Origin of the sequence: Aureibaculum marinum, from assembly GCF_003813905.1 — a bacterium.
GTDB lineage: Bacteria > Bacteroidota > Bacteroidia > Flavobacteriales > Flavobacteriaceae > Aureibaculum > Aureibaculum marinum.
Map to the genome: position 1 here is coordinate 252,657 of NZ_RPFJ01000002.1, position 20,239 is coordinate 272,895.

The following is a 20,239-nucleotide window of genomic DNA, read 5'->3' on the forward strand; positions in this document are numbered from 1 at the left end:
TACTGATTACGATTAATATAAAATTAATCAGATAAATAAGTAATGATGTTAAAATTTGTATCATTTGTGATAAGTTTTTAAGATATTTTAATTATTTAATTTTTATCCTTCATAAAATTTATTGCTAGCGGATAATTATATACTTCTCCTCTATTTGCCTTAATGGCAGCTACAATTATTAGTAAAAACCTAACAAATGCAATTATACCTATTAAACTTCCAACACTGAAAAGACCAAAAAAATTATCAACATTAAAATGTAAATTAAAATGATAATCATCAAAGCTTTCCATATTTCGTATATTATTAAAAAATGCTCCAAATGCAAATGGAAACATAAGTAATCCCAAAATAAATATATAAAGTGTATAGCTGAGATTGAAATTGATAGCTTCTACTCCATTTCTATTCAAATAATCACTTTTATCTTTACTTATAACCCACATAATAAGAGGACCTATAACACTTCCAAAAGGAAAAATAAAGCTAAAAAAAGCAGACAGATGAATTAAAGTTCCGATATTCTTGTCGTTTTTAGTTAACATAAAACAATACATATAATACTTTCTTATGCAAATATATGTACAAAAGATGATACTATGCAATACAAAGTACTGTATTTTAACTTTTATTTAACATTTTAATTGATTTTAATGAGCAAAAAACCCACAACAAAAACACACCTAAAATATTAATATACAACCACATACCAAAACAACACGATAGATATTTCTAAAACAATAATAAAAACACATTAATTCCTTATCTTGCAATAAAATTTATTTTATGTCAAAATTTACAGTTAAAAACCTTAATAAATTCTTACTTTTTAAACTTCCTTCGGCTTATATCTCAGGAGTCAGAGTAAAGTCTATAAATGAAAATGAAGCCATTGCAACTGTAAAACACAAATGGATTAATCAAAATCCTTTTAAATCCTTGTATTGGGCAACCCAAGGAATGGCTTCTGAATTGGCAACTGGAATTTTAGTAATGAAACAAATTGATGAAAGTGGAAAAAAAATATCTATGTTAGTTACCAAACAAACTGGTACATTTACCAAAAAAGCCACTGGAAGAATAAATTTTATATGCAAAGATGGACATTTAGTAAAACAAACTATTGATAAAACCATAGCTTCTGGTAAAGGTGAAACATTAACCATGACCGCTGAAGGTTTTGATGAAGAGGGAGATTTGGTTTCTAAATTTGAATATGAATGGGGTATTAAGATAAAATCACAATAAACAAATTATAAACTCTAAAAGTAGGTTAGATTTGACTTTTTAGCTCTTTTAATTTAGATATTATTTGTATTTTGCTGCTTTAAAATTGACAACATAATTTTATGAAACGAGCACTATTTCCTGGATCTTTTGACCCATTAACTCTAGGACATTACGATATTATTAAGCGTGGAGTTGATGTGTTTGATGAAGTTGTAATTGCAATTGGCATAAATGCTGATAAAAAGTATATGTTTTCCTTAGAAAAACGTAAAAAGTTTATAAACGATGCTTTTAAAGACTTCCCAAAAGTAAAAGTAGTTACTTATGAAGGATTAACAGTAGATTTCTGTAAAGAAATAGATGCTCAATTTATACTTCGTGGTTTACGAAATCCTGCTGATTTTGAGTTTGAAAAAGCAATTGCACACACCAACAGAACACTCTCTAAAATAGAAACTGTATTTTTATTAACAGCAGCAGAAACATCATTTATTTCTTCATCTATTGTAAGAGATGTTATTAGAAACAAAGGAGATTATACTTTACTAGTCCCTGATAGTGTAAGAGTTTAAATTAAATTCACCCACAATAGAGTGTTTTTTTTGTTTTTAGATGTATTTAATTATTTTTATTTGGTAAAAATACTTCTGCCATCATGCACCTAGCACTACCTCCTCCACATGTTTCAATAGTGTCTATTGGACTTGATAAGATTTCACAATGTTTATTAATTTTATTAAGCTGAGACTCAGTTAAAGAATTATGGGCTGCTTCACTCATTACCAAATATCGTTTCTCATCTTTGCCTTTTACTTGCAACATATTACCAGCAAAATTAGCAACTTGCTCTTCTGTTATGGCAATTACTTCCAAACCATCTTCTTTTAAATGTTTTAATACATTTTTTCTTTCTTTTTTATCATCAATACAATCCAAACAAATAATAACAAAGGTTTCTGCCAAACACATCATCACATTTGTATGGTAAATTGGCAAACGTTTATCTTTAACAGTTTGATAGGCAGTAAAAATTACTGGTGTATATTCAAAATCTTCACAAAATTCTATAATTAATTCCTCGTCTGCACGCGGCGAAAGGGCACAATAAGCTTTTCTATGTATTCTATCTAACGCTAAGCTTCCTGTTCCTTCAAAAAAAATATTCTCTTCTTCGGCTGAGGTATAATCAATTATATTATTAATTAAAAAACCTTGTTCTTCAATGATTTCAAAAATATCTTCTCTACGTTCAGCCCTTCTATTTTCAGCAAACATTGGGTAAATAGCAACGTCTCCATTCTCATGAAAAGAGACCCAATTATTAGGAAAAATTGAATCAGGAGTATCTTGACTCTCAATATCTTCTACAACCACAATATACAAACCTGCAGCTCGTAATTTAGCAACAAATGAATCAAACTCTTGTTGAGCCTTTTTATTAATTTCTATATTTTTTAAACTTAAATCTTCTTGAAAATAATTATTAACCGCAGTTTGCTCATTCATCCTAAATTTTATTGGACGAACCATTAAAATAGTATCTGTTACCTGTTGCATTATTATATTCATATTTTAAGACCCAAATCTAACTTAAAATTTAATAATATTATAATTTTTATATAATTCTATTAAAAATATTTAAATTAAAAACAAATATAAGGTACTTCTAATAGACTCTAATACTATAAATTAATTGATTATTTTAGTGTATATTAATTAGTAAATTGCATCCTTATAAAAAGAACTAACATACTTAAACAATACTAACTTCGTTATGTATATTGAAGACTTCAATACATATAAAAAATGAAATTTGAATGAGAAAAACATTATTATGTGTTATTTTAACGTACTGCTTTTTTGTAGGATACGCACAAAATACATCTGTTAAAAAACCAAATTACGATCTGATAAAAAAAGAAATTTCTCGAAAAAACTCAACCTTTTATTATCCAAAATTAATAGACAAATACAATAAAGCAGACACTACAATGACTTTAGAAGAGAAAAGGCATTTGTATTATGGCTATATTTACCACAAATCGTATTCTCCTTATTCCAGATCAGATTATTCTGATAGCTTAAGAATTACATTAAAAAAGAAAAATTATAATACCAGCGATTTAAAAAACATAGTTAAATATTCTGATTCTCTTTTAAAAGACAATCCTTTTAGTTTAAGAGTAATAAATTATAAAATATACGCTCAAAAACAAATGAAAGATTCTATTGGAGTTCTTAAAGATTATACTAAAATGAGAATTGTTACCGATGCGATGTTTAGCTCTGGTGACGGCCGTTCTAAAGAAACTGCTTTTTATGTTATAAGTCCAACTCACGAACATACTTTATTAAATCTATTAGGTTATCAGTTTGGTGGAAGTCAAAGTTTAATAGACCATTATGAATACCTAACTTTAGTAGAAAATGAAGATGAACTTGAAGGACTCTATTTTAATGTAAGTGCAAGTTTAAATCATATGAACAATATATTTAGCAAAAAAGAATAATTTTGCAAACTCAATAAAAATACCATGACTAAAATTTATATTAAACCCTTTCTCTTTATTCTTTTTATAACACTTAGTTCTTGTGCAGAACTTCAACAAGTTGTAAACTCTTTACCTAGTGGCACTTTAACCAATGCAGACATTGCAAGTGGATTAAAAGAAGCTCTAAATAAAGGTATAAACGAACAAGTAAAAAAATTAACACTCGAAGATGGTTTCTATAAAAACAATTTAGTTAAAATTGGATTGCCAGAAGAACTTAAAAAAGTTGATAAAGCACTTAGAGACATCGGATTAAGCAATTTAGCGGAAGAAGGGATAAAAATATTGAATAGAGCAGCGGAAGATGCTGTTAGTGAAGCTACACCAATATTTGTTGATGCAGTTAAAGGAATTACATTTACAGATGCTAAAAATATTTTATTAGGTGACGATAATGCAGCTACAGAATTTTTAAAAACAGGAACATCTGATGCGTTATACGCTAAATTCGAACCCGTAATTAGCTCTTCATTTAGCAAAGTAGGAGCAGATAAAATCTGGGCAAACTTAATTAATAAATACAACACAATTCCTTTTGTAAAACAAGTAAATCCTGATTTAACAAATTATGTTACTCAAGAAGCATTAGAAGGTGTTTACACAATGATTGCTGTAGAAGAGAAAGAAATAAGAACAAAAGCTTCTTCAAGAACTACTGATGTTTTAAAAAGAGTATTTGCATTACAAGACGGTCAATAATAAGCATTTAAAAACAACTAAACCAGTACAACATTTTGATTAAAAGCACTCAAATTTGTGCTTAAGATTCATTTTACTTTTTCTGAGTAAAAATTATCTTTATTTGACTAAATAAACCATCCTTTTTATTCGCTTTTTAAGCTTATAAGTAATATTTTTGACAAACAATATTTTTGGTTAAAATACTTAATCCATGAAGAAATATAAGTCAAAAAACAGATTAAATCCATCGGAATATATTGATGGAATATTAAAAGGAGATCGGGTTCTTTTATCAAGAGCTATTACCATTATAGAAAGTAATTTGGAAAGTGATAAAATATTAGCCAAAGAAATTGTTCAAGCTATTTTGCCAAGTTCAGGAAATTCAATTAGAATTGGTATTACTGGAGTTCCTGGTGTTGGAAAAAGTACTTTTATTGAAGTTTTTGGAAAACATTTAATACAACAAGGTCATCGAGTTGCCATATTATCTATTGACCCTAGCAGCCAACGCTCTAAAGGAAGTATTTTAGGTGACAAAACCAGAATGGAAGAATTAGCAAATTTAGAAGAAGCCTATATTAGACCGTCAGCCTCTGGTGATACTCTAGGAGGAGTTTCAAATAAAACTGGAGAGACTGTATTACTTTGTGAAGCTGCTGGATACGATGTTATACTTATTGAAACTGTTGGGGTTGGTCAATCTGAAACTGCCGTGCATGGCATGACAGATTTCTTTTTACTATTAATGCTTGCTGGAGCCGGAGACGAATTACAAGGAATCAAAAAAGGAATTATGGAAATGGCAGATATGGTAGTTATTAATAAAGCTGATGGCGAAAATGTGAGAATGAGTCAAATGGCAAAAAGACAATACCAAAACGCATTACATATATTTCCTCAATCAGAATCAGGTTGGAGCCCTGTTGTAAGTACTGCTTCTGCTATAAAAAACATAGGTATTGATAAGGTTTGGAATGAAATAAAAAAATATAAAAAGTTAGTATTAGAAAATGGCTATTTTATCAAAAATAGAAATCACCAACAAATACAATGGATGTACAATAATATAAATGAAGAATTAAAACAATTATTTTACGGTTCAACAAATATAAAAAGCCATTTACAAACTTTAGAAAAAGATATTATTGAAGCTAAAATTTCTCCTGTAAAAGCCGCAGAAAAAATTATTGGTGAGTTTAAAAATTCTTTTGAGAAAAACAGTAAATAAATAGAAGTTTATAGTCAAGTTTATTTCATAATTCTCTACAGATTTATTATTTATTTTCAGAAAAAAATTCAATTTATTTTTGCTATAAATAATAAAAAAAACTTAGTTTTTTTTCTAAAATTAAGCACCTATCATAAACAGTTTATTTACCTTTGTACTCGCAATGGTTTAACTATGCCTTTCGGTATAGTTAACGAAGAGGGAATCAGGTGAAAATCCTGAACAAACCCGTTACTGTAAGTTCCATTCAACATTTTGACAGGTCTAAAACTTTAAAGTGATAAGACCACTCTTTTGCCACTGTTCCAATATTTAGGGATGGGAAGGCTGTTCAAAATGGGAATAAGTCAGGATACCTGCCACTGCATGTTTTTTTAGAGCTTTCGTGGAATAAAGCTTTGAAACCAGATGCAATAATCAAAATTAACATTTGATTTCATTTTTTTCCATTGAAGCTATTTGGTCATCATCAAATAGTTTTTATGTATTTATGTAAAAAAGGGGGGTCACACCCTATCAGTACCCTATTGGTAACATGGGTTATGTTATCAAATATGCTATATGCACAAAGTAACCCTTCAAAAGTTAAGATTGATAAAAGTCTTGACTCTATTGGTAGAACCGTTTTGGGAGAAATCACCCTTATTTCAACACGGCATAAGTTTAAGATAAAATCGCCTATGCCCGCTCAAGTATTATCTGAGCAACAATTAAAAAAGTTAAATAGTTTTTCTGTTGCGGATGCAATACGCTACTTTTCAGGAGTTCAATTAAAAGATTATGGTGGTGTTGGAGGTCTAAAAACTGTAAATGTAAGAAGCCTAGGAAGTGCTCATACTGCTGTTTTTTATGATGGAATGTCTATTAGTAATGCTCAAAACGGACAAGTAGATTTGGGTAAATATTCACTTGATAATATTGAAGCTATAGAACTTTACAATGGCCAAAAATCTTCTATACTTCAACCTGCTCGTGGATTATTCTCTTCCAATACCTTATTTTTAAAAACCAAAACCCCACATTTTTCTAAGACTAAAAAATCACAAGTAAAAGCAACCTTTAAAATAGGTTCTTTTGGTCTTATAAGCCCATCATTTCTTTATCAGCAGAAATTATCTAAAAAATTAGCCTTATCTGCAAGTGCAGAATGGGTCAAAGCACATGGACGCTATAAATATCGCTATCAAAAAGATGGAGGATACGACACTACCGCTACACGCCAAAATGGTGATATAACTGCTCTACGAAGTGAATTGTCTTTACACGCAAAACTAAAGGGAGGTGGTAATGCGATACTAAAGGCTTATCTATACAATTCTGAAAGAGGGCTTCCAGGAGCTATTGTAGCCAATAGATACAAACATGTACAGAGACAATGGGATACAAATATTTTTGTACACGGCATGTTACAAAATACTTATTTCAAAAAACATAAACTATTAGTCAATTTAAAATTTAGTAGAGATTACAGCAGATATATAGACCCTGATTACAAAACCCTTGAAGGGGCCTTAGATAATAAATATTATCAAAATGAATTTTATGCCTCCATAGTTAATCAATATACACTAAAAAACTGGTGGAGTATATCGTTAGCTACTGACTATTCAGTAAACACGTTAGATGCTAACCTGTATCGTTTTCCATATCCCACTCGATATTCATACTTAGGTGCATTTTCAAGCCACATGAGTTGGAATCGCTTCAATATTCAGGCAAACTTACTTGGTGGTTATATTGACGAACACGTAAAATACTATCAACAAGGTGATAATCAATATGTTTTTTGTCCTGTATTATCTGCATCATATCAGCCATTTAACACAAAAAAATTTCGTGTAAGAGCATACTATAAAGAATCTTTTCGTATGCCTACCTTTAATGATTTATATTACACTTTTGTAGGCAATAGTTCGTTACGACCAGAATTTACAACACAATATAATTTTGGAGCTACATACATTAGTCAATCAATAGGTTTTTTACAATCACTCTCTTTACAAGCTGATGTCTATTACAACCACATAAAGGATAAAATTATAGCTATGCCTTCATCAAATCTTTTTCGTTGGACCATGATGAATCTTGGCGAAGTAGATATTAAAGGGCTTGAAGCAAATGCAAATTTTAGCTTTCAGCTACCTTCAAAAACGACGTTAAATTTAGGACTGAATTACACCTATCAACAGGCTATTGACGTCACTAAAAGTACTACTACTTATGGAGACCAAATACCATATACCCCAAAACATAGCGGTACATTAACCTCATCTTTAAATTGGGAAAATTGGCAAATAAACTACAGTTTTATTTATACAGGAGAACGATACAGTCAAAAAGCCAATATCCCTGTAAATTATGTAAAACCTTGGTACACTAGTGATTTAGCATTTACATGGAATAGTAAATTTTTAAAAATGCCTTTAAAAATAGGTATAGAAGTAAATAACGTGTTTAACCAATATTATGATGTAGTTCTAAATTTTCCGATGCCTGGAAGAAACTATCGCTTAAACCTATCACTGATTTTTTAACATAAATAATTATTAACAAACAATGAAAACAAATTACAATTTTTGGCTGTTATTCACCTTATCGGTAATAACACTATCAGGATGCCGTTCAGACGACACCATTATTCCTGGTGAAGAAGAGACATTACCCACAGAAACAGTAACAACTGTAGAAGGGTTTTATTTACTGAACGAAGGCAATATGAATATGAACAAAGCCTCACTAGATTACTACGACTACCAAACAGGAACATATAGTCGCAATATCTATGGTGAAGCTAATCCAGAAGCTACCTTAGGTTTAGGAGATGTTGGAAATGATATTGGCATTTACGGATCAAAATTATATGCTGTTATTAACAATTCCAACAAGCTAGAGGTTATGGATGTTAAAACTTCCAAACGCATTAAAGTTATTGATATTAAAAACTGTAGATATGTTACATTTTCTAATGGTAAAGCTTATGTAAGTGCTTATGATGGTGAAGTACAATTAGGTGAAACTTCTGCTAATGGATTTGTCGCAGAAATTGATACCGTTTCTTTAGAAATTACAAATGCTGTAAAAGTTGGTCGTCAACCTGAAGAAATAGCAATAGTTGGAGAAAAACTATACGTAGCCAACTCAGGAGGTTATAGTCCTCCGAATTATGAAAGAACAATCTCTGTCATAGACTTAAACACCTTTACAAAAATTAAAGATATTGATGTTGCTATAAACTTACACCGTCTAAAAGCAGATGACTATGGTGATTTATATGTAAGCTCTCGTGGAGATTATTATGAAACCCCTTCAAAACTCTTTGTTATTGATACAAAATCAGATTCCGTAAAAAAATCATTTGATATTGCTTGTTCTAACTTAACTATTGCTAAAGATACAGCTTATATAATAGGTTCTGAATTCAATTATAGTACGTTTGATTGGGTAATTAATTATTCTATGATAGATGTAAAAAGTGAAACTTTATTAGACAATAGTTTTTTACCTCAAACCGTATCTGAAGCCATAAAAACTCCATACGGAATTGCGGTAGACCCTGTTTCTTCAACTATTTATATAACAGATGCTGGAGATTATGTTTCTCCCGGAACACTCTATTGTATTGATAAAGATGGCAATACAAAATTTACCGTAACTACAGGTGACATTCCTGGACATATTACTTTTCAGTTAAAAACAACAACACTTAATCCATAATTTTTAAAATTTAAAAACCATGAAAAAACTTTTATTTTTAGTAATAACAACCTTGCTTTTATCTGGCTGTTACAAAGACGATATTGACGATTTAAAAGATGATGTCAATGAATTAAAAGAGCAGATGGCTCAATACGAAAATTTGCTTGATGCACTAGACAAAAGACTTTATGTTGTAAGCTATGAATCTAATGATGGTAGCTATGTCATTAAAATGAGTGATGGCTCTGAACTCTCTGTTCGTAACACTTCTTCTTTTATAGAAATTGGAGAAAATGGCAATTGGTGGATTGATGGTGTAGACTCTGGAAAACCAGCTAAAGGAGATACTGGAGCTGACGGAAAAGCTCCAAAAATAACTATCGAGTCTAATGGAAATTGGTGGATTAATGGTGTTGATACAGGTGTCTCAGCATCAGGCCAAGACGGAAAAGATGCTTCAGAAATTATATCTATATCTTTAGCTGATGGTATTATGACATTTACCTTTGCTGATGGCCGAACAATTAGTATGCAAGCAAGTGTTCCTGAAATAAGTCTAACAGAACCTACTGAAGGTTTCTCTGTAAATCAAATGCAATGGTTTCGACTTAATCCTGAAATAAATAATACAGAAAATGCTACTTACAAATGGTTATTAAACGGAGAAGAAATTGCTGCTACTAGTAATTTACTCCATGTTTTTGCTGAACCAGGAAATTATAATCTAGAATTTATTGCAAAAAATATGGTTGGAGAAAATTCTAAAACAATTACAATTACTGTTGCTAATAAAACTTATGAAAATAAAATAACAAAAGTTTTTGATTTCCTTCCCGCTCCAGGACAATATACAAATGCCATGCCTGAAGCTACCCCAGAAGATACCGATGAAACAATGCGAGAATTGGTAGAAGAAAAATTAACAGCAGGAAGCATGATAAGCCTTGGAGGATTTGGAGGTTATGTAGAAATGGGGTTTGACCATACTATTATTAACAAAGAAGGTAATGATTTTATAGTATTAGGAAATGCATACAGCAGCTGGGCTGAACCTGGAATTGTAATGGTATCTTATGATGCTAACGGAAATGGATTACCTGATGATGAATGGTATGAAATTGCTGGGTCTGAACACAACAAACCTTCTACTATTAAAAATTATGAAATTACATATTACAAACCAGATGAAGAGCCTGCTAATGCAAATGAGCCAAAATATATTCGTTGGAAAGATAATCAAGGTGAAACAGGTTACATCTCAAAAAATTCGTTTCATAGACAGTCATTTTATCCTTTATGGAAAGGAGACAGCATTACCTTTAAAGGTACTTACTTAAAATCAAACATTTATGACAAATCAGGCACCGGAAGTTTTTGGGTAAACCCTGCATACGAATGGGGTTATGTAGATAATTGGAGTAATAATGATGAAAAAGGAGAAATAGATATCAGTTGGGCCATAAATAGTGACGGAGAATCTGTAGATTTAAAAGGGGTAGATTTTATAAAAGTATATAGTGCCAATAGAGCTTCAGGAGGATGGTTAGGTGAAGTTTCAACCGAAGTAAAAGGGTTTATAGATTTAAATTTAGAATAGAAAATGACTTTTACAATTTAGTCAGAAAAGCAAAAAACCCAGCACAATTTATGCTGGGTTTTTTAATAGTATATCTAAAAAACTTATTCTTGTTCTAAATATTTCTCCATTATTTTTATGGCAGATTCAGAAATTACGGTACCAGGACCAAATATGGCAACTACCTTTCTTTCTAACAAGTAATTATAATCTTGTTCAGGAATCACACCACCTGCAAAAACCATAATATCAGGTCTACCTAATTTTTCTAATTCTTCAATTAATTGAGGAATTAAAGTTTTATGACCCGCAGCCAAACTTGAAGCACCTACAAAATGAACATCATTTTCTACAGCTTGTTTAGCTACTTCTTCAGGAGTTTGGAACAATGATCCCATATCTACATCAAAGCCAAGGTCTGCAAAACTAGAGGCCACAACTTTAGCACCTCTATCATGTCCGTCTTGCCCCATTTTAGCAATCATTACTCTTGGTCTTCTACCTTCAATTTCTGCAAATTTATCAGCTAATTTTTGAGCCTTTGCGAAAGTACTATCACTATCTACTTCTTTACTATACACGCCTGTAATTAATTTAGTATCTGCTTTATGACGACCAAAGTGAGCCTCTAAAGCATCTGAAATTTCTCCTAAAGTAGCAAAATTTTCAGCAGCTTCAACAGCAAACTCTAATAAATTTCCTTTTCCTGTTTCTGCACATGCAGATAAAGCAGCTAATTTGGCATCAACAACAGATTGATCTCTATTTGCTTTTAATTTTTTCAATCTCTCAATTTGAGAATTACGTACAACTGTATTGTCAACTTCTAAGATTTCAATATCAGCTTTTTCTTTAGTTTTAAATTTATTTACACCAACTAAAATATCTTGACCCGAATCTAATCGTGCTTGTTTACGGGCTGAAGCCTCTTCAATACGCATTTTAGGCACACCCGTTTCAATGGCTTTAGCCATACCGCCTAACTCTTCAACCTCTTCAATAAGTTTCCATGCTTTTTTGGCAATTTCTTGAGTTAAATACTCCACATAATAAGAACCAGCCCAAGGATCTACAGACTTAGTAATTTGAGTTTCATCTTGGATAAAAATTTGTGTATTACGTGCAATTCGTGCTGAAAAATCAGTAGGCAACGCAATAGCTTCGTCTAATGCATTAGTGTGTAATGATTGTGTACCTCCTAATGCTGCAGCCATTGCTTCTACACATGTTCGTGCCACGTTATTAAATGGATCTTGCTCACTCAAACTCCATCCTGAAGTTTGACTGTGTGTACGCAAAGCCATTGATTTTGGATTTTTTGGATTGAAAGATTTAATAATTTTAGCCCATAACATACGTGCTGCACGCATTTTAGCAATTTCCATAAAATGATTCATCCCTACAGCCCAGAAAAAGGACAAACGCGGTGCGAACTCATCTATTTTAAGTCCTGATTTTAATCCAGTTCTGATATATTCTAAACCATCAGCCAAGGTATAAGCCAATTCAATATCTGCCGTTGCACCTGCCTCTTGCATGTGGTAACCACTAATAGAAATTGAATTAAACTTTGGCATATTTTGCGTGGTATATTCAAAAATATCACCGATAATTCTCATTGAAGGTAATGGTGGATAAATATATGTATTACGCACCATAAATTCTTTTAATATATCATTTTGAATAGTACCTGAAAGCTTATCTAAAGCAACACCTTGTTTTTTGGCGGCAGCTATATAAAAAGCCATAATTGGCAAAACAGCACCATTCATAGTCATAGAAACTGACATTTTATCTAATGGAATTTGATCAAACAAAATTTCCATATCTAGAATAGAGTCAATAGCAACACCCGCCTTACCAACATCTCCTGTTACACGAGGGTGATCAGAGTCGTAACCACGATGTGTGGCTAAATCAAAGGCTACCGAAAGCCCCTTTTGTCCTGCTGCTAAATTTCTTCTATAAAAGGCATTAGATTCTTCTGCGGTTGAAAAACCAGCATATTGTCTAATTGTCCATGGACGCATTACATACATAGTACTATATGGTCCTCTTAAAAATGGTGGAATACCAGCCGCAAAGCCTAAATGTTCGGCATTTTTAATGTCTTCTTTTGTAAAATGTTTTTTAACAGGAATACCTTCTGGTGTATTCCAAATATCTTGATTGGTTGCTACAGTAATTTTTTCTTTAGCAACTGTATTTATCTTTAAATCTGAAAAATCTGGTTTCATGTGTATCTTTTTATTGTTTAACAATGGCCTCATATCATCGCAACAGCGACATCATACTTCCAAAGATTTTATCGTTTTTTTCACTTTATCTTGAATGCTTGATATAGTATCAATTACATCTGATTTAATATGCAAACATCCATCTAAGCCAGCTGCTGATAATTCATCAATGTTTTTTGGATTTCCTGCTAACAATAAAACTTTATCACTATTAATTGTTCTAAATGTTTTAATAAAATCAACAGCATATTCATCATAATCATTATCTGAACTACATATCACAACCACATTAGACTCTGATTTAGCACTTGTTTCCGCAGCCTCTTGAGCCGATTCGTAACTTTTTTCTGGCAAAACATCAAATCCACTTACACCAATAAAGTCATAAGCAAAAGCAGCTCTTGCTTTACGCATTGTTAAGTTACCAAAACTAGCCAATTCAACTACTGGACGTACCCCTGTTTTTTCAACAAATTCTTCAGTAGCTTTTCTAACAGCTTCAATTTCTAAGGTAGCTCTTCTTGGTTTTAAAGTTTTTGAAGATTCGTGATCTTGTTTACCTGCTAAAACAGAAGATGCTACTTTTTCCATCAGGTTAGGATATTTATTTACACCTACCATTATCAATCTACGTTGACTTAATAATTTTATTTTTTCTTGACGAATTTCAGCAATTTGATTTTGAATTAATTTATCTTCAAAAGCTCTATAAAATCCTTGATGTTGCTCTATATATTTAAATAACTCCAATGCTTTTTCTGCAATTTTCGTTGAAACCTCTTCAATATAATAAGATCCATCAACTGGATTTTCTACTTTGCCAAAATAAGATTCTTCTTTTAAAATAGTAGTAATATTTCCAGCTATTCTGCTAGAAAAATCAGAAGGTTCTTTAAATTCTTTATCATAAGGATCTATCAAAACACCATCAACATTTCCTAAAATAGCAGCCATAGCTTCAGTAGTAGCACGCAATAAATTAGTATGTGCATCTGTAACTGATTTATTCCAAACAGAAGTTTTAGCAATTAATGTGTTTGAAAAATCTGAAATATCATATTTACTAGCAATTTCTGTCAACAAATGGTTAAATGCTCTAAACTTTCCTATTTCAATAAAATATTCTGCTCCAATACCTAATCTAAAGTTTAAATTATCAAAAATAGCTTGAATTTCTAACCCGTTTTCAGCCAATTTTTGAACAATAAAAACCAATGAGTTTAAAGTATAAGCAATCTCTTGAGCCTGATTTGCACCAGAGTCTAAATATTCGTTACCCGAAATAGTAATCGCTTTAAAGTTTGGATAATCTTCAGTTAACTTTACCAATTCTGTAATAATACTAAACTGCTCTCCTTCTAAATGCCCTGTAGTTACATAGTTTGAAATTAACCCTGTATCAATATACCCCTTTAAATTTAGGTTGGCTACTTTGTTTTCTTTTACAAAAGCGATAAATTCTTTTACAAAATTTATAGCATTGGATTTTAAATGGAATGAAACTGAAACTTCATTTAATTTAATGTTTTTTAATAGTTGAGAAACCGAAGTATTGGTATCAACATCAAAAAGCAATCCTGTAACTCCTTCGTCAATAGCTTTTAAAGCCAATTCATTAGCTTTTTCACTATTTTCTGCAACAATAGCTCTATAATTCACTAAAGATTGTGAATTTTCTCCAGTATTTTTTAAAAATATTTGGTTTTCATCATTTAAGTAAAAAGGTTGGATACTAATTTTATTTAAGTTTTTCCAAACTAACTTTTTATCAAAATCGGCTCCTTTTAAATCTATGTTCACTTTTTCAATCCATTCCGATTTACTCACGGGCTTGAATTCTGAAAAAAGTGATTTACTTGTATTACTCATAGTATTTTATTTTTATGAATTTATTTTTTACAAATGCTGATATTTTTTTAAAAATATCAGCATTTAAAAATTATTTTATCATTAAACTACTTCCAAACCTTTCAAAAATAGCTTTGTCTAAATCTTCTCTATGATCTGGATGTGCAATATCTCTTAATGCTTGAGCTCGTTGTTTTAATGTTTTTCCAAATAAAAATGCAACACCATATTCCGTAACTACATATCTGGCGTGAGCTCTTGTAGTTACAACCCCTGCACCAGTTTTTAGCATAGGTACAATTTTAGAAACCCCTTTGGCTGTAGCTGATGTAATTGCAATAATAGGTTTACCACCTTTAGACAAAGCAGAACCTCTCATAAAATCCATTTGACCGCCAACACCAGAAAACATCCTTGTTCCAATAGAGTCAGCACAAACTTGACCTGTAAAATCTATTTCTATAGCTGAATTAATGGCAGTTGCTTTCGGGTTTTGACGAATAATTGCTGTGTCATTAACATAACCAATATCTTTCATTTCTATTTCAGGATTGTCATCCATAAAATCATATAATCTACGTGTTCCCATAGCAAATCCTGATACTATCTTAAATGGATTTACTTTTTTCTCTGAACCATTTACTACACCTTTTTCTACCAAATCTATAATTCCTTCAGCAAACATTTCAGTATGAACACCTAAATTTTTATGATTTGTTAAAAAACTTAAAACTGCATTTGGAATACCTCCAATACCCATTTGAAGTGTAGCACCATCTTCAATAATACCCGCAACATTTTTACCAATTAAAGTTTCTTCCTTAGTAGGTGCAACTAATTTCATTTCATGCAAATCTTCTACAACTTCTACACAGGCGTCAAAATTTTTAATATGCACCAAACCGTCACCAAAAGTACGAGGCATTCGAGGATTGATTTGTGCTATTATTTTTTTACTATGCTCAATAGCAGAAACAACGATATCAACAGAAACACCTAAAGAGCAAAACCCATGTTTATCAGGAGGAGAAACGTTTACCATTACCACATCTAAATCCATATAACCTTGATGGAACAAACTAGGAATATCACTTAAAAAAATGGGAACATAATCTACAGTCTTACCTACCATTTTTCTAACATTTGCTCCAATAAAAAATGCACTGGTATGAAAACTTTTACTTAATTCTGGAGCAACATAACCACATTCACCCTCTGTATGTAAATGTACCAATTCTACATCTCTTAATTCTGGTGCTCTTGCTACCATTGCTTTAATTAAAGCTTGTGGAGTAGCCGACCCTCCTTGAATTAACACTCTATTTCCTGACTCTATAATCTTTACAGCCTCTTCAGCTGACATTTTATTAGGTATATTCATTTTTTTGTCTTTAAAATTATTCAATTATGTTAAAAAACTTAATAAGATACCGGCTGCAATGGCCGAACCAATAACACCTGCAACATTTGGTGCCATAGCATGCATCAACAAATAGTTATGTGGATCTGATTTTAAAGCTTCAGCATGCACAACTCTTGCACTATCAGGTACTGCAGACACTCCTGCCGCACCGATTAAAGGATTTATTTTGTTATCACCTTTAAGGAATAAATTCATCAGTTTTGCAAAAAGTAAACCTCCCATTGTGGCAATAACAAATGATATAGCACCCAATCCGAAAATAAGTAAAGAATCTTTTGTTATAAAAATATCGGCTTGTGTAGATGCTCCTACAGTAACCCCTAAAAGAATAGTAACAATATCAATCATTTTGGTTCTTGCAGTTTCCGCTAACCTTTCTGTTCTTCCTGATTCTTTTAATAAATTACCAAAGAATAACATACCTAATAAAGGTAAGGCACTTGGAGAAATGAAAGTGGTTAAAATTAGAGCTGCAATAGGAAAAATCATTTTTTCTTTTTGAGATACTGCTCTTGGCGGTTTCATTCTAATTTTTCTTTCTTTTTTAGAAATTAACAATCGCATTAATGGTGGCTGAATAACAGGAACCAATGCCATATACGAATAAGCTGCTATGGCAATAGGACCAATAAGGTTTTTAACAGTTGTACCGTCTGGTAATAGGTTAACTCCATTAGCTAATTTAGACGAAAGAAAAATAGCCGTAGGCCCATCTGCCCCCCCAATGATACCAATGGCACCTGCTTCTGGCAAATGAAAACCTAAATAAAGAGCTCCTAAAAAGGTACCAAATACACCAATTTGAGCTGCAGCTCCTAATAACATTAATTTAGGATTTGCAATTAAAGATGAGAAGTCTGTCATTGCTCCTATTCCTAAAAATATCAATGGAGGATAAATTCCTTTAACAACTCCAAAGTACAGAAAATTTAATACTGACCCCTCCTCATAAATACCAGTCATATTTCCTGCAACAAAGGGTATATTACCTATAATAACACCAGCACCAATTGGAATTAAAAGCAAAGGCTCATAATCATATTTTATTCCTAAATAAATAAAAATAAGACCAATAACAATCATAATTAAATGACCACTGGTAGCGTTTGCAAAACCTGTATAATTATAAAATTGATTTATTCCTCCAAATGCTTTATCAAAAAAACTTTCATTTTCTGCAGTATCTATTTGTTCAACTGATTGCGTAGTTGAAGTATTTTTAGCTGTATTCAAGCCTAGTACAGGTCTGATAAAGATGAGAAGTGATAACACTCCGAATATTATTAATACTTTCTTCATTTTTCTATTTTTAAATTTATAAATCGTTACGATTTATATTTTATGATAATTCAATTAACACATCACTTTGCAAAACCTGTTGCCCAGCAGTAACGTGAATTGCACTAACTGTACCTGCTTTTTCGGCTGTAATGTGATTTTCCATTTTCATAGCATCTAATACTAACAATCTATCATCAACTTTAACTTCATCACCAATTTTTACATCTACAGAAACCACAACACCAGGTATTGGAGCTACCACTTTAGTATTTGCAGAGCCAGGATTTACCTTAGGTGCTGCTGGTGTTTTAGCTGCAGAACGCACTAGGGTTGGCGTCTTAGGTTTTTTAACTTCAGACTTCATCTCTACAGTATAAGCTGTACCATTTACTTCTAAGTTAATTTGATTATCTTCATGGGAAACAATCTTAACATTGTAATTGTTATCGTATATTTTAAATTTGAAATTTTTCATCATTCTTAATTTTATAGTGGAATTCTTATTAAAACTTGAGTATCAAAATCATCTAAAATTTTGATGTGTAGCATATATTTTTGAACTCCATGGCGAATACATTTTTTTCGCCTGCTTTATGGTTAATATTGCGTTTTCATTATCATGTTGCTCATGTAAATACATATGTAATGCTGTTGCTATAGCGGCAGCAGTTTCACCTGTAAATTCTTTTTCACTAACAGCAGGAACAACAGCAGGGGCATCTTTTTTAATCATTTGACTACCCTTTTCTTTACCTTTTTTAATTGCTTTATAAGAATTAAGCAAGGCTGGTACTCCAAATTTGAAAAACACGCTCAACAATACTAAAGAACTAAAAACTATAAACAAGCCTGTTCCTAGGATAATGTATCCTTCACTTATTTGATCTATTTGTAATGGAATATTTATCATTATAATGGGATATTTGAATGTTTTTTAGGTGGATTTACTTCTTTTTTATTGGCAAGTAATTCTAACCCTCTAATAATTCTAAAACGAGTATTTCTTGGTTCTATAACATCATCAATAAAACCATATTTTGCAGCCACATAAGGGTTAGCAAACTTAGCATTGTACTCATCTTCTTTTTTAACTATATAATCTTGCTTTTCTTCAGCATCATCAATTTTTCTAATAGCAGAACCTTCTAAAACTTCTACGGCTCCTTTAGCTCCCATAACTGCAATTTCTGCTGTTGGCCAAGCATAATTTAAATCTCCTCTTAATTGTTTACAGCTCATTACATCATGTGCACCACCATAAGATTTACGAAGTGTAATTGTAATTTTTGGCACAGTTGCCTCTCCATAAGCAAATAATAATTTAGCTCCATGAAGAATAATACCTCCATATTCTTGTCCTGTTCCTGGTAAGAAACCTGGCACATCAACTAAGGTTACAATTGGTATATTAAAAGAATCACAGAAACGCACAAATCGTGCTGCTTTTCTAGAAGCTTCTGTATCTAAAACCCCTGCGAAGAATTTAGGTTGATTTGCTACAATACCAACTGGACGACCGTTAAAACGAGCAAAACCAACACAAATATTACGTGCATAATTTCTATGTACTTCAGTAAATTCGCCATTGTCTGTAATTGTAGTAATTACATCAAGAATATCATAAGGCTCATTTGGATTATCAGGCATCATTTCATTTAACACATCATCCAATCTATCTATAGGATCTGAAGTGCTTATTACTGGTGGTTCTTCTAGATTATTAGAAGGAAGATAACTCATCAATTTTCTAATTAATAAAAGATTTTCTTCATCAGATTCTGCTAAGAAATGAGATACTCCAGATTTTGTAGAATGGATGTTTGCTCCTCCTAACTGCTCAGTAGTAACATCTTCACCAGTAACCGTTTTTACTACTTTAGGACCTGTAACAAACATGTAACTTGTTTGATCTGTCATTATTGTAAAATCTGTTAAAGCTGGAGAGTAAACAGCACCACCAGCACAAGGACCTAAAATTGAAGAAATCTGAGGTATAACTCCAGAAGCCATAATATTTCTTTGGAAAATTTCAGCATAACCTGCTAAAGACCTAACTCCTTCTTGAATACGAGCTCCACCACTATCATTTAATCCAATAACTGGAACTCCAATTTTCATTGCCATATCCATAACCTTACAAATTTTTAGGGCGTAAGTTTCAGAGAGAGAACCGCCAAAAACTGTAAAATCTTGAGCAAAAACATAAACAATTCTACCATCAATAGTACCATGTCCTGTTACAACTCCATCGGATAGATAAACTTTTTTATCTAAACCAAACGATTTGGTTCGGTGTGTAACAAACATATCAAACTCTTCAAAACTATCATCATCTAATAGAATATCAATACGTTCACGTGCAGTTAATTTTCCTTTTGCATGTTGAGACTCGATACGCTTTTCACCACCGCCTAATCTAGCTTTGGCTCTTTTTTCGATTAACTCATTAATTTTATCTTGATTTGCCATTTTATAAAACTATTT

The 20,239-nt window shown here is 31.7% G+C and carries 17 protein-coding genes and 1 riboswitch; of the genes, 8 read left to right on the top strand and 9 right to left on the bottom strand.

Annotation, left to right across the window (positions count from 1 at the left end; translation table 11 throughout):
• Positions 1-95 precede the first annotated feature (95 nt).
• On the bottom strand, positions 96-545 hold the full coding sequence (locus tag EGM88_RS01770) for a DUF4870 domain-containing protein (protein WP_123896250.1): 450 nt from the start codon (positions 543-545) through the stop codon (positions 96-98).
• Between the two features lie 241 nt (positions 546-786).
• On the opposite strand from EGM88_RS01770, the gene EGM88_RS01775 reads away from it, so the two are divergent.
• A complete protein-coding gene (locus EGM88_RS01775; RefSeq protein ID WP_123896251.1) occupies positions 787-1,248 on the top strand; it encodes a DUF4442 domain-containing protein in 462 nt (153 codons plus the stop codon).
• A gap of 101 nt (positions 1,249-1,349) precedes the next feature.
• Positions 1,350-1,802, top strand: coding sequence for a pantetheine-phosphate adenylyltransferase (gene coaD / locus EGM88_RS01780; protein WP_123896252.1), 453 nt, complete (start codon positions 1,350-1,352; stop codon positions 1,800-1,802).
• A 46-nt stretch (positions 1,803-1,848) separates the two neighbouring features.
• Here coaD and ctlX read toward each other — a convergent pair whose 3' ends face one another.
• Positions 1,849-2,787, bottom strand: a complete 939-nt coding sequence (gene ctlX, locus EGM88_RS01785; protein ID WP_123896485.1) for a citrulline utilization hydrolase CtlX — start codon at positions 2,785-2,787, stop codon at positions 1,849-1,851.
• A 260-nt stretch (positions 2,788-3,047) separates the two neighbouring features.
• On the opposite strand from ctlX, the gene EGM88_RS01790 reads away from it, so the two are divergent.
• The 6 genes from EGM88_RS01790 (at position 3,048) to EGM88_RS01815 (ending at position 10,987) form a co-directional block, all read left to right on the top strand.
• Complete coding sequence (locus EGM88_RS01790; protein ID WP_123896253.1) at positions 3,048-3,740, top strand: DUF4919 domain-containing protein; 693 nt, start codon at positions 3,048-3,050, stop codon at positions 3,738-3,740.
• A 24-nt stretch (positions 3,741-3,764) separates the two neighbouring features.
• Positions 3,765-4,481 carry a DUF4197 domain-containing protein gene (locus EGM88_RS01795; protein WP_123896254.1) on the top strand — a complete coding sequence of 239 codons (717 nt, stop codon included), beginning with the start codon at positions 3,765-3,767 and terminating at the stop codon, positions 4,479-4,481.
• 193 nt (positions 4,482-4,674) lie between these two features.
• Complete coding sequence (gene meaB / locus EGM88_RS01800; RefSeq protein ID WP_123896255.1) at positions 4,675-5,694, top strand: methylmalonyl Co-A mutase-associated GTPase MeaB; 1,020 nt, start codon at positions 4,675-4,677, stop codon at positions 5,692-5,694.
• 147 nt (positions 5,695-5,841) lie between these two features.
• Positions 5,842-6,072, top strand: a riboswitch (cobalamin riboswitch).
• Positions 6,073-6,176: 104 nt separating this feature from the next.
• Positions 6,177-8,228, top strand: a complete 2,052-nt coding sequence (locus EGM88_RS01805) for a TonB-dependent receptor plug domain-containing protein (protein WP_123896256.1) — start codon at positions 6,177-6,179, stop codon at positions 8,226-8,228.
• A gap of 22 nt (positions 8,229-8,250) precedes the next feature.
• Positions 8,251-9,408, top strand: a complete 1,158-nt coding sequence (locus EGM88_RS01810) for a YncE family protein (protein ID WP_123896257.1) — start codon at positions 8,251-8,253, stop codon at positions 9,406-9,408.
• A gap of 19 nt (positions 9,409-9,427) precedes the next feature.
• Positions 9,428-10,987 carry a PL29 family lyase N-terminal domain-containing protein gene (locus tag EGM88_RS01815; RefSeq protein ID WP_123896258.1) on the top strand — a complete coding sequence of 520 codons (1,560 nt, stop codon included), beginning with the start codon at positions 9,428-9,430 and terminating at the stop codon, positions 10,985-10,987.
• Positions 10,988-11,070: 83 nt separating this feature from the next.
• Here the strand turns inward: EGM88_RS01815 and scpA are convergent, their stop codons facing one another.
• The 7 genes from scpA to EGM88_RS01850 all read right to left on the bottom strand — a co-directional run bounded on the left by scpA (position 11,071) and on the right by EGM88_RS01850 (position 20,224).
• On the bottom strand, positions 11,071-13,203 hold the full coding sequence (scpA, locus tag EGM88_RS01820; protein WP_123896259.1) for a methylmalonyl-CoA mutase: 2,133 nt from the start codon (positions 13,201-13,203) through the stop codon (positions 11,071-11,073).
• 51 nt (positions 13,204-13,254) lie between these two features.
• Positions 13,255-15,072 carry a methylmalonyl-CoA mutase family protein gene (locus EGM88_RS01825; RefSeq protein WP_123896260.1) on the bottom strand — a complete coding sequence of 606 codons (1,818 nt, stop codon included), beginning with the start codon at positions 15,070-15,072 and terminating at the stop codon, positions 13,255-13,257.
• Positions 15,073-15,142: 70 nt separating this feature from the next.
• A complete protein-coding gene (locus EGM88_RS01830) occupies positions 15,143-16,432 on the bottom strand; it encodes an acetyl-CoA hydrolase/transferase family protein (protein WP_123896261.1) in 1,290 nt (429 codons plus the stop codon).
• Positions 16,433-16,456: 24 nt separating this feature from the next.
• Positions 16,457-17,773 carry a sodium ion-translocating decarboxylase subunit beta gene (locus tag EGM88_RS01835; protein WP_123896262.1) on the bottom strand — a complete coding sequence of 439 codons (1,317 nt, stop codon included), beginning with the start codon at positions 17,771-17,773 and terminating at the stop codon, positions 16,457-16,459.
• A 40-nt stretch (positions 17,774-17,813) separates the two neighbouring features.
• The gene (locus tag EGM88_RS01840; RefSeq protein WP_123896263.1) at positions 17,814-18,230 is read right to left on the bottom strand and encodes a biotin/lipoyl-containing protein; all 417 of its coding nucleotides are present in this window, start codon (positions 18,228-18,230) and stop codon (positions 17,814-17,816) included.
• Between the two features lie 48 nt (positions 18,231-18,278).
• Positions 18,279-18,665 (bottom strand): OadG family protein, encoded by a 387-nt coding sequence (locus EGM88_RS01845; RefSeq protein ID WP_123896264.1) that lies wholly within the window; start codon positions 18,663-18,665, stop codon positions 18,279-18,281.
• On the bottom strand, positions 18,665-20,224 hold the full coding sequence (locus tag EGM88_RS01850; RefSeq protein WP_123896265.1) for an acyl-CoA carboxylase subunit beta: 1,560 nt from the start codon (positions 20,222-20,224) through the stop codon (positions 18,665-18,667). Before EGM88_RS01850 ends, EGM88_RS01845 begins: the two co-directional genes overlap by 1 nt.
• Positions 20,225-20,239: the final 15 nt, after the last annotated feature.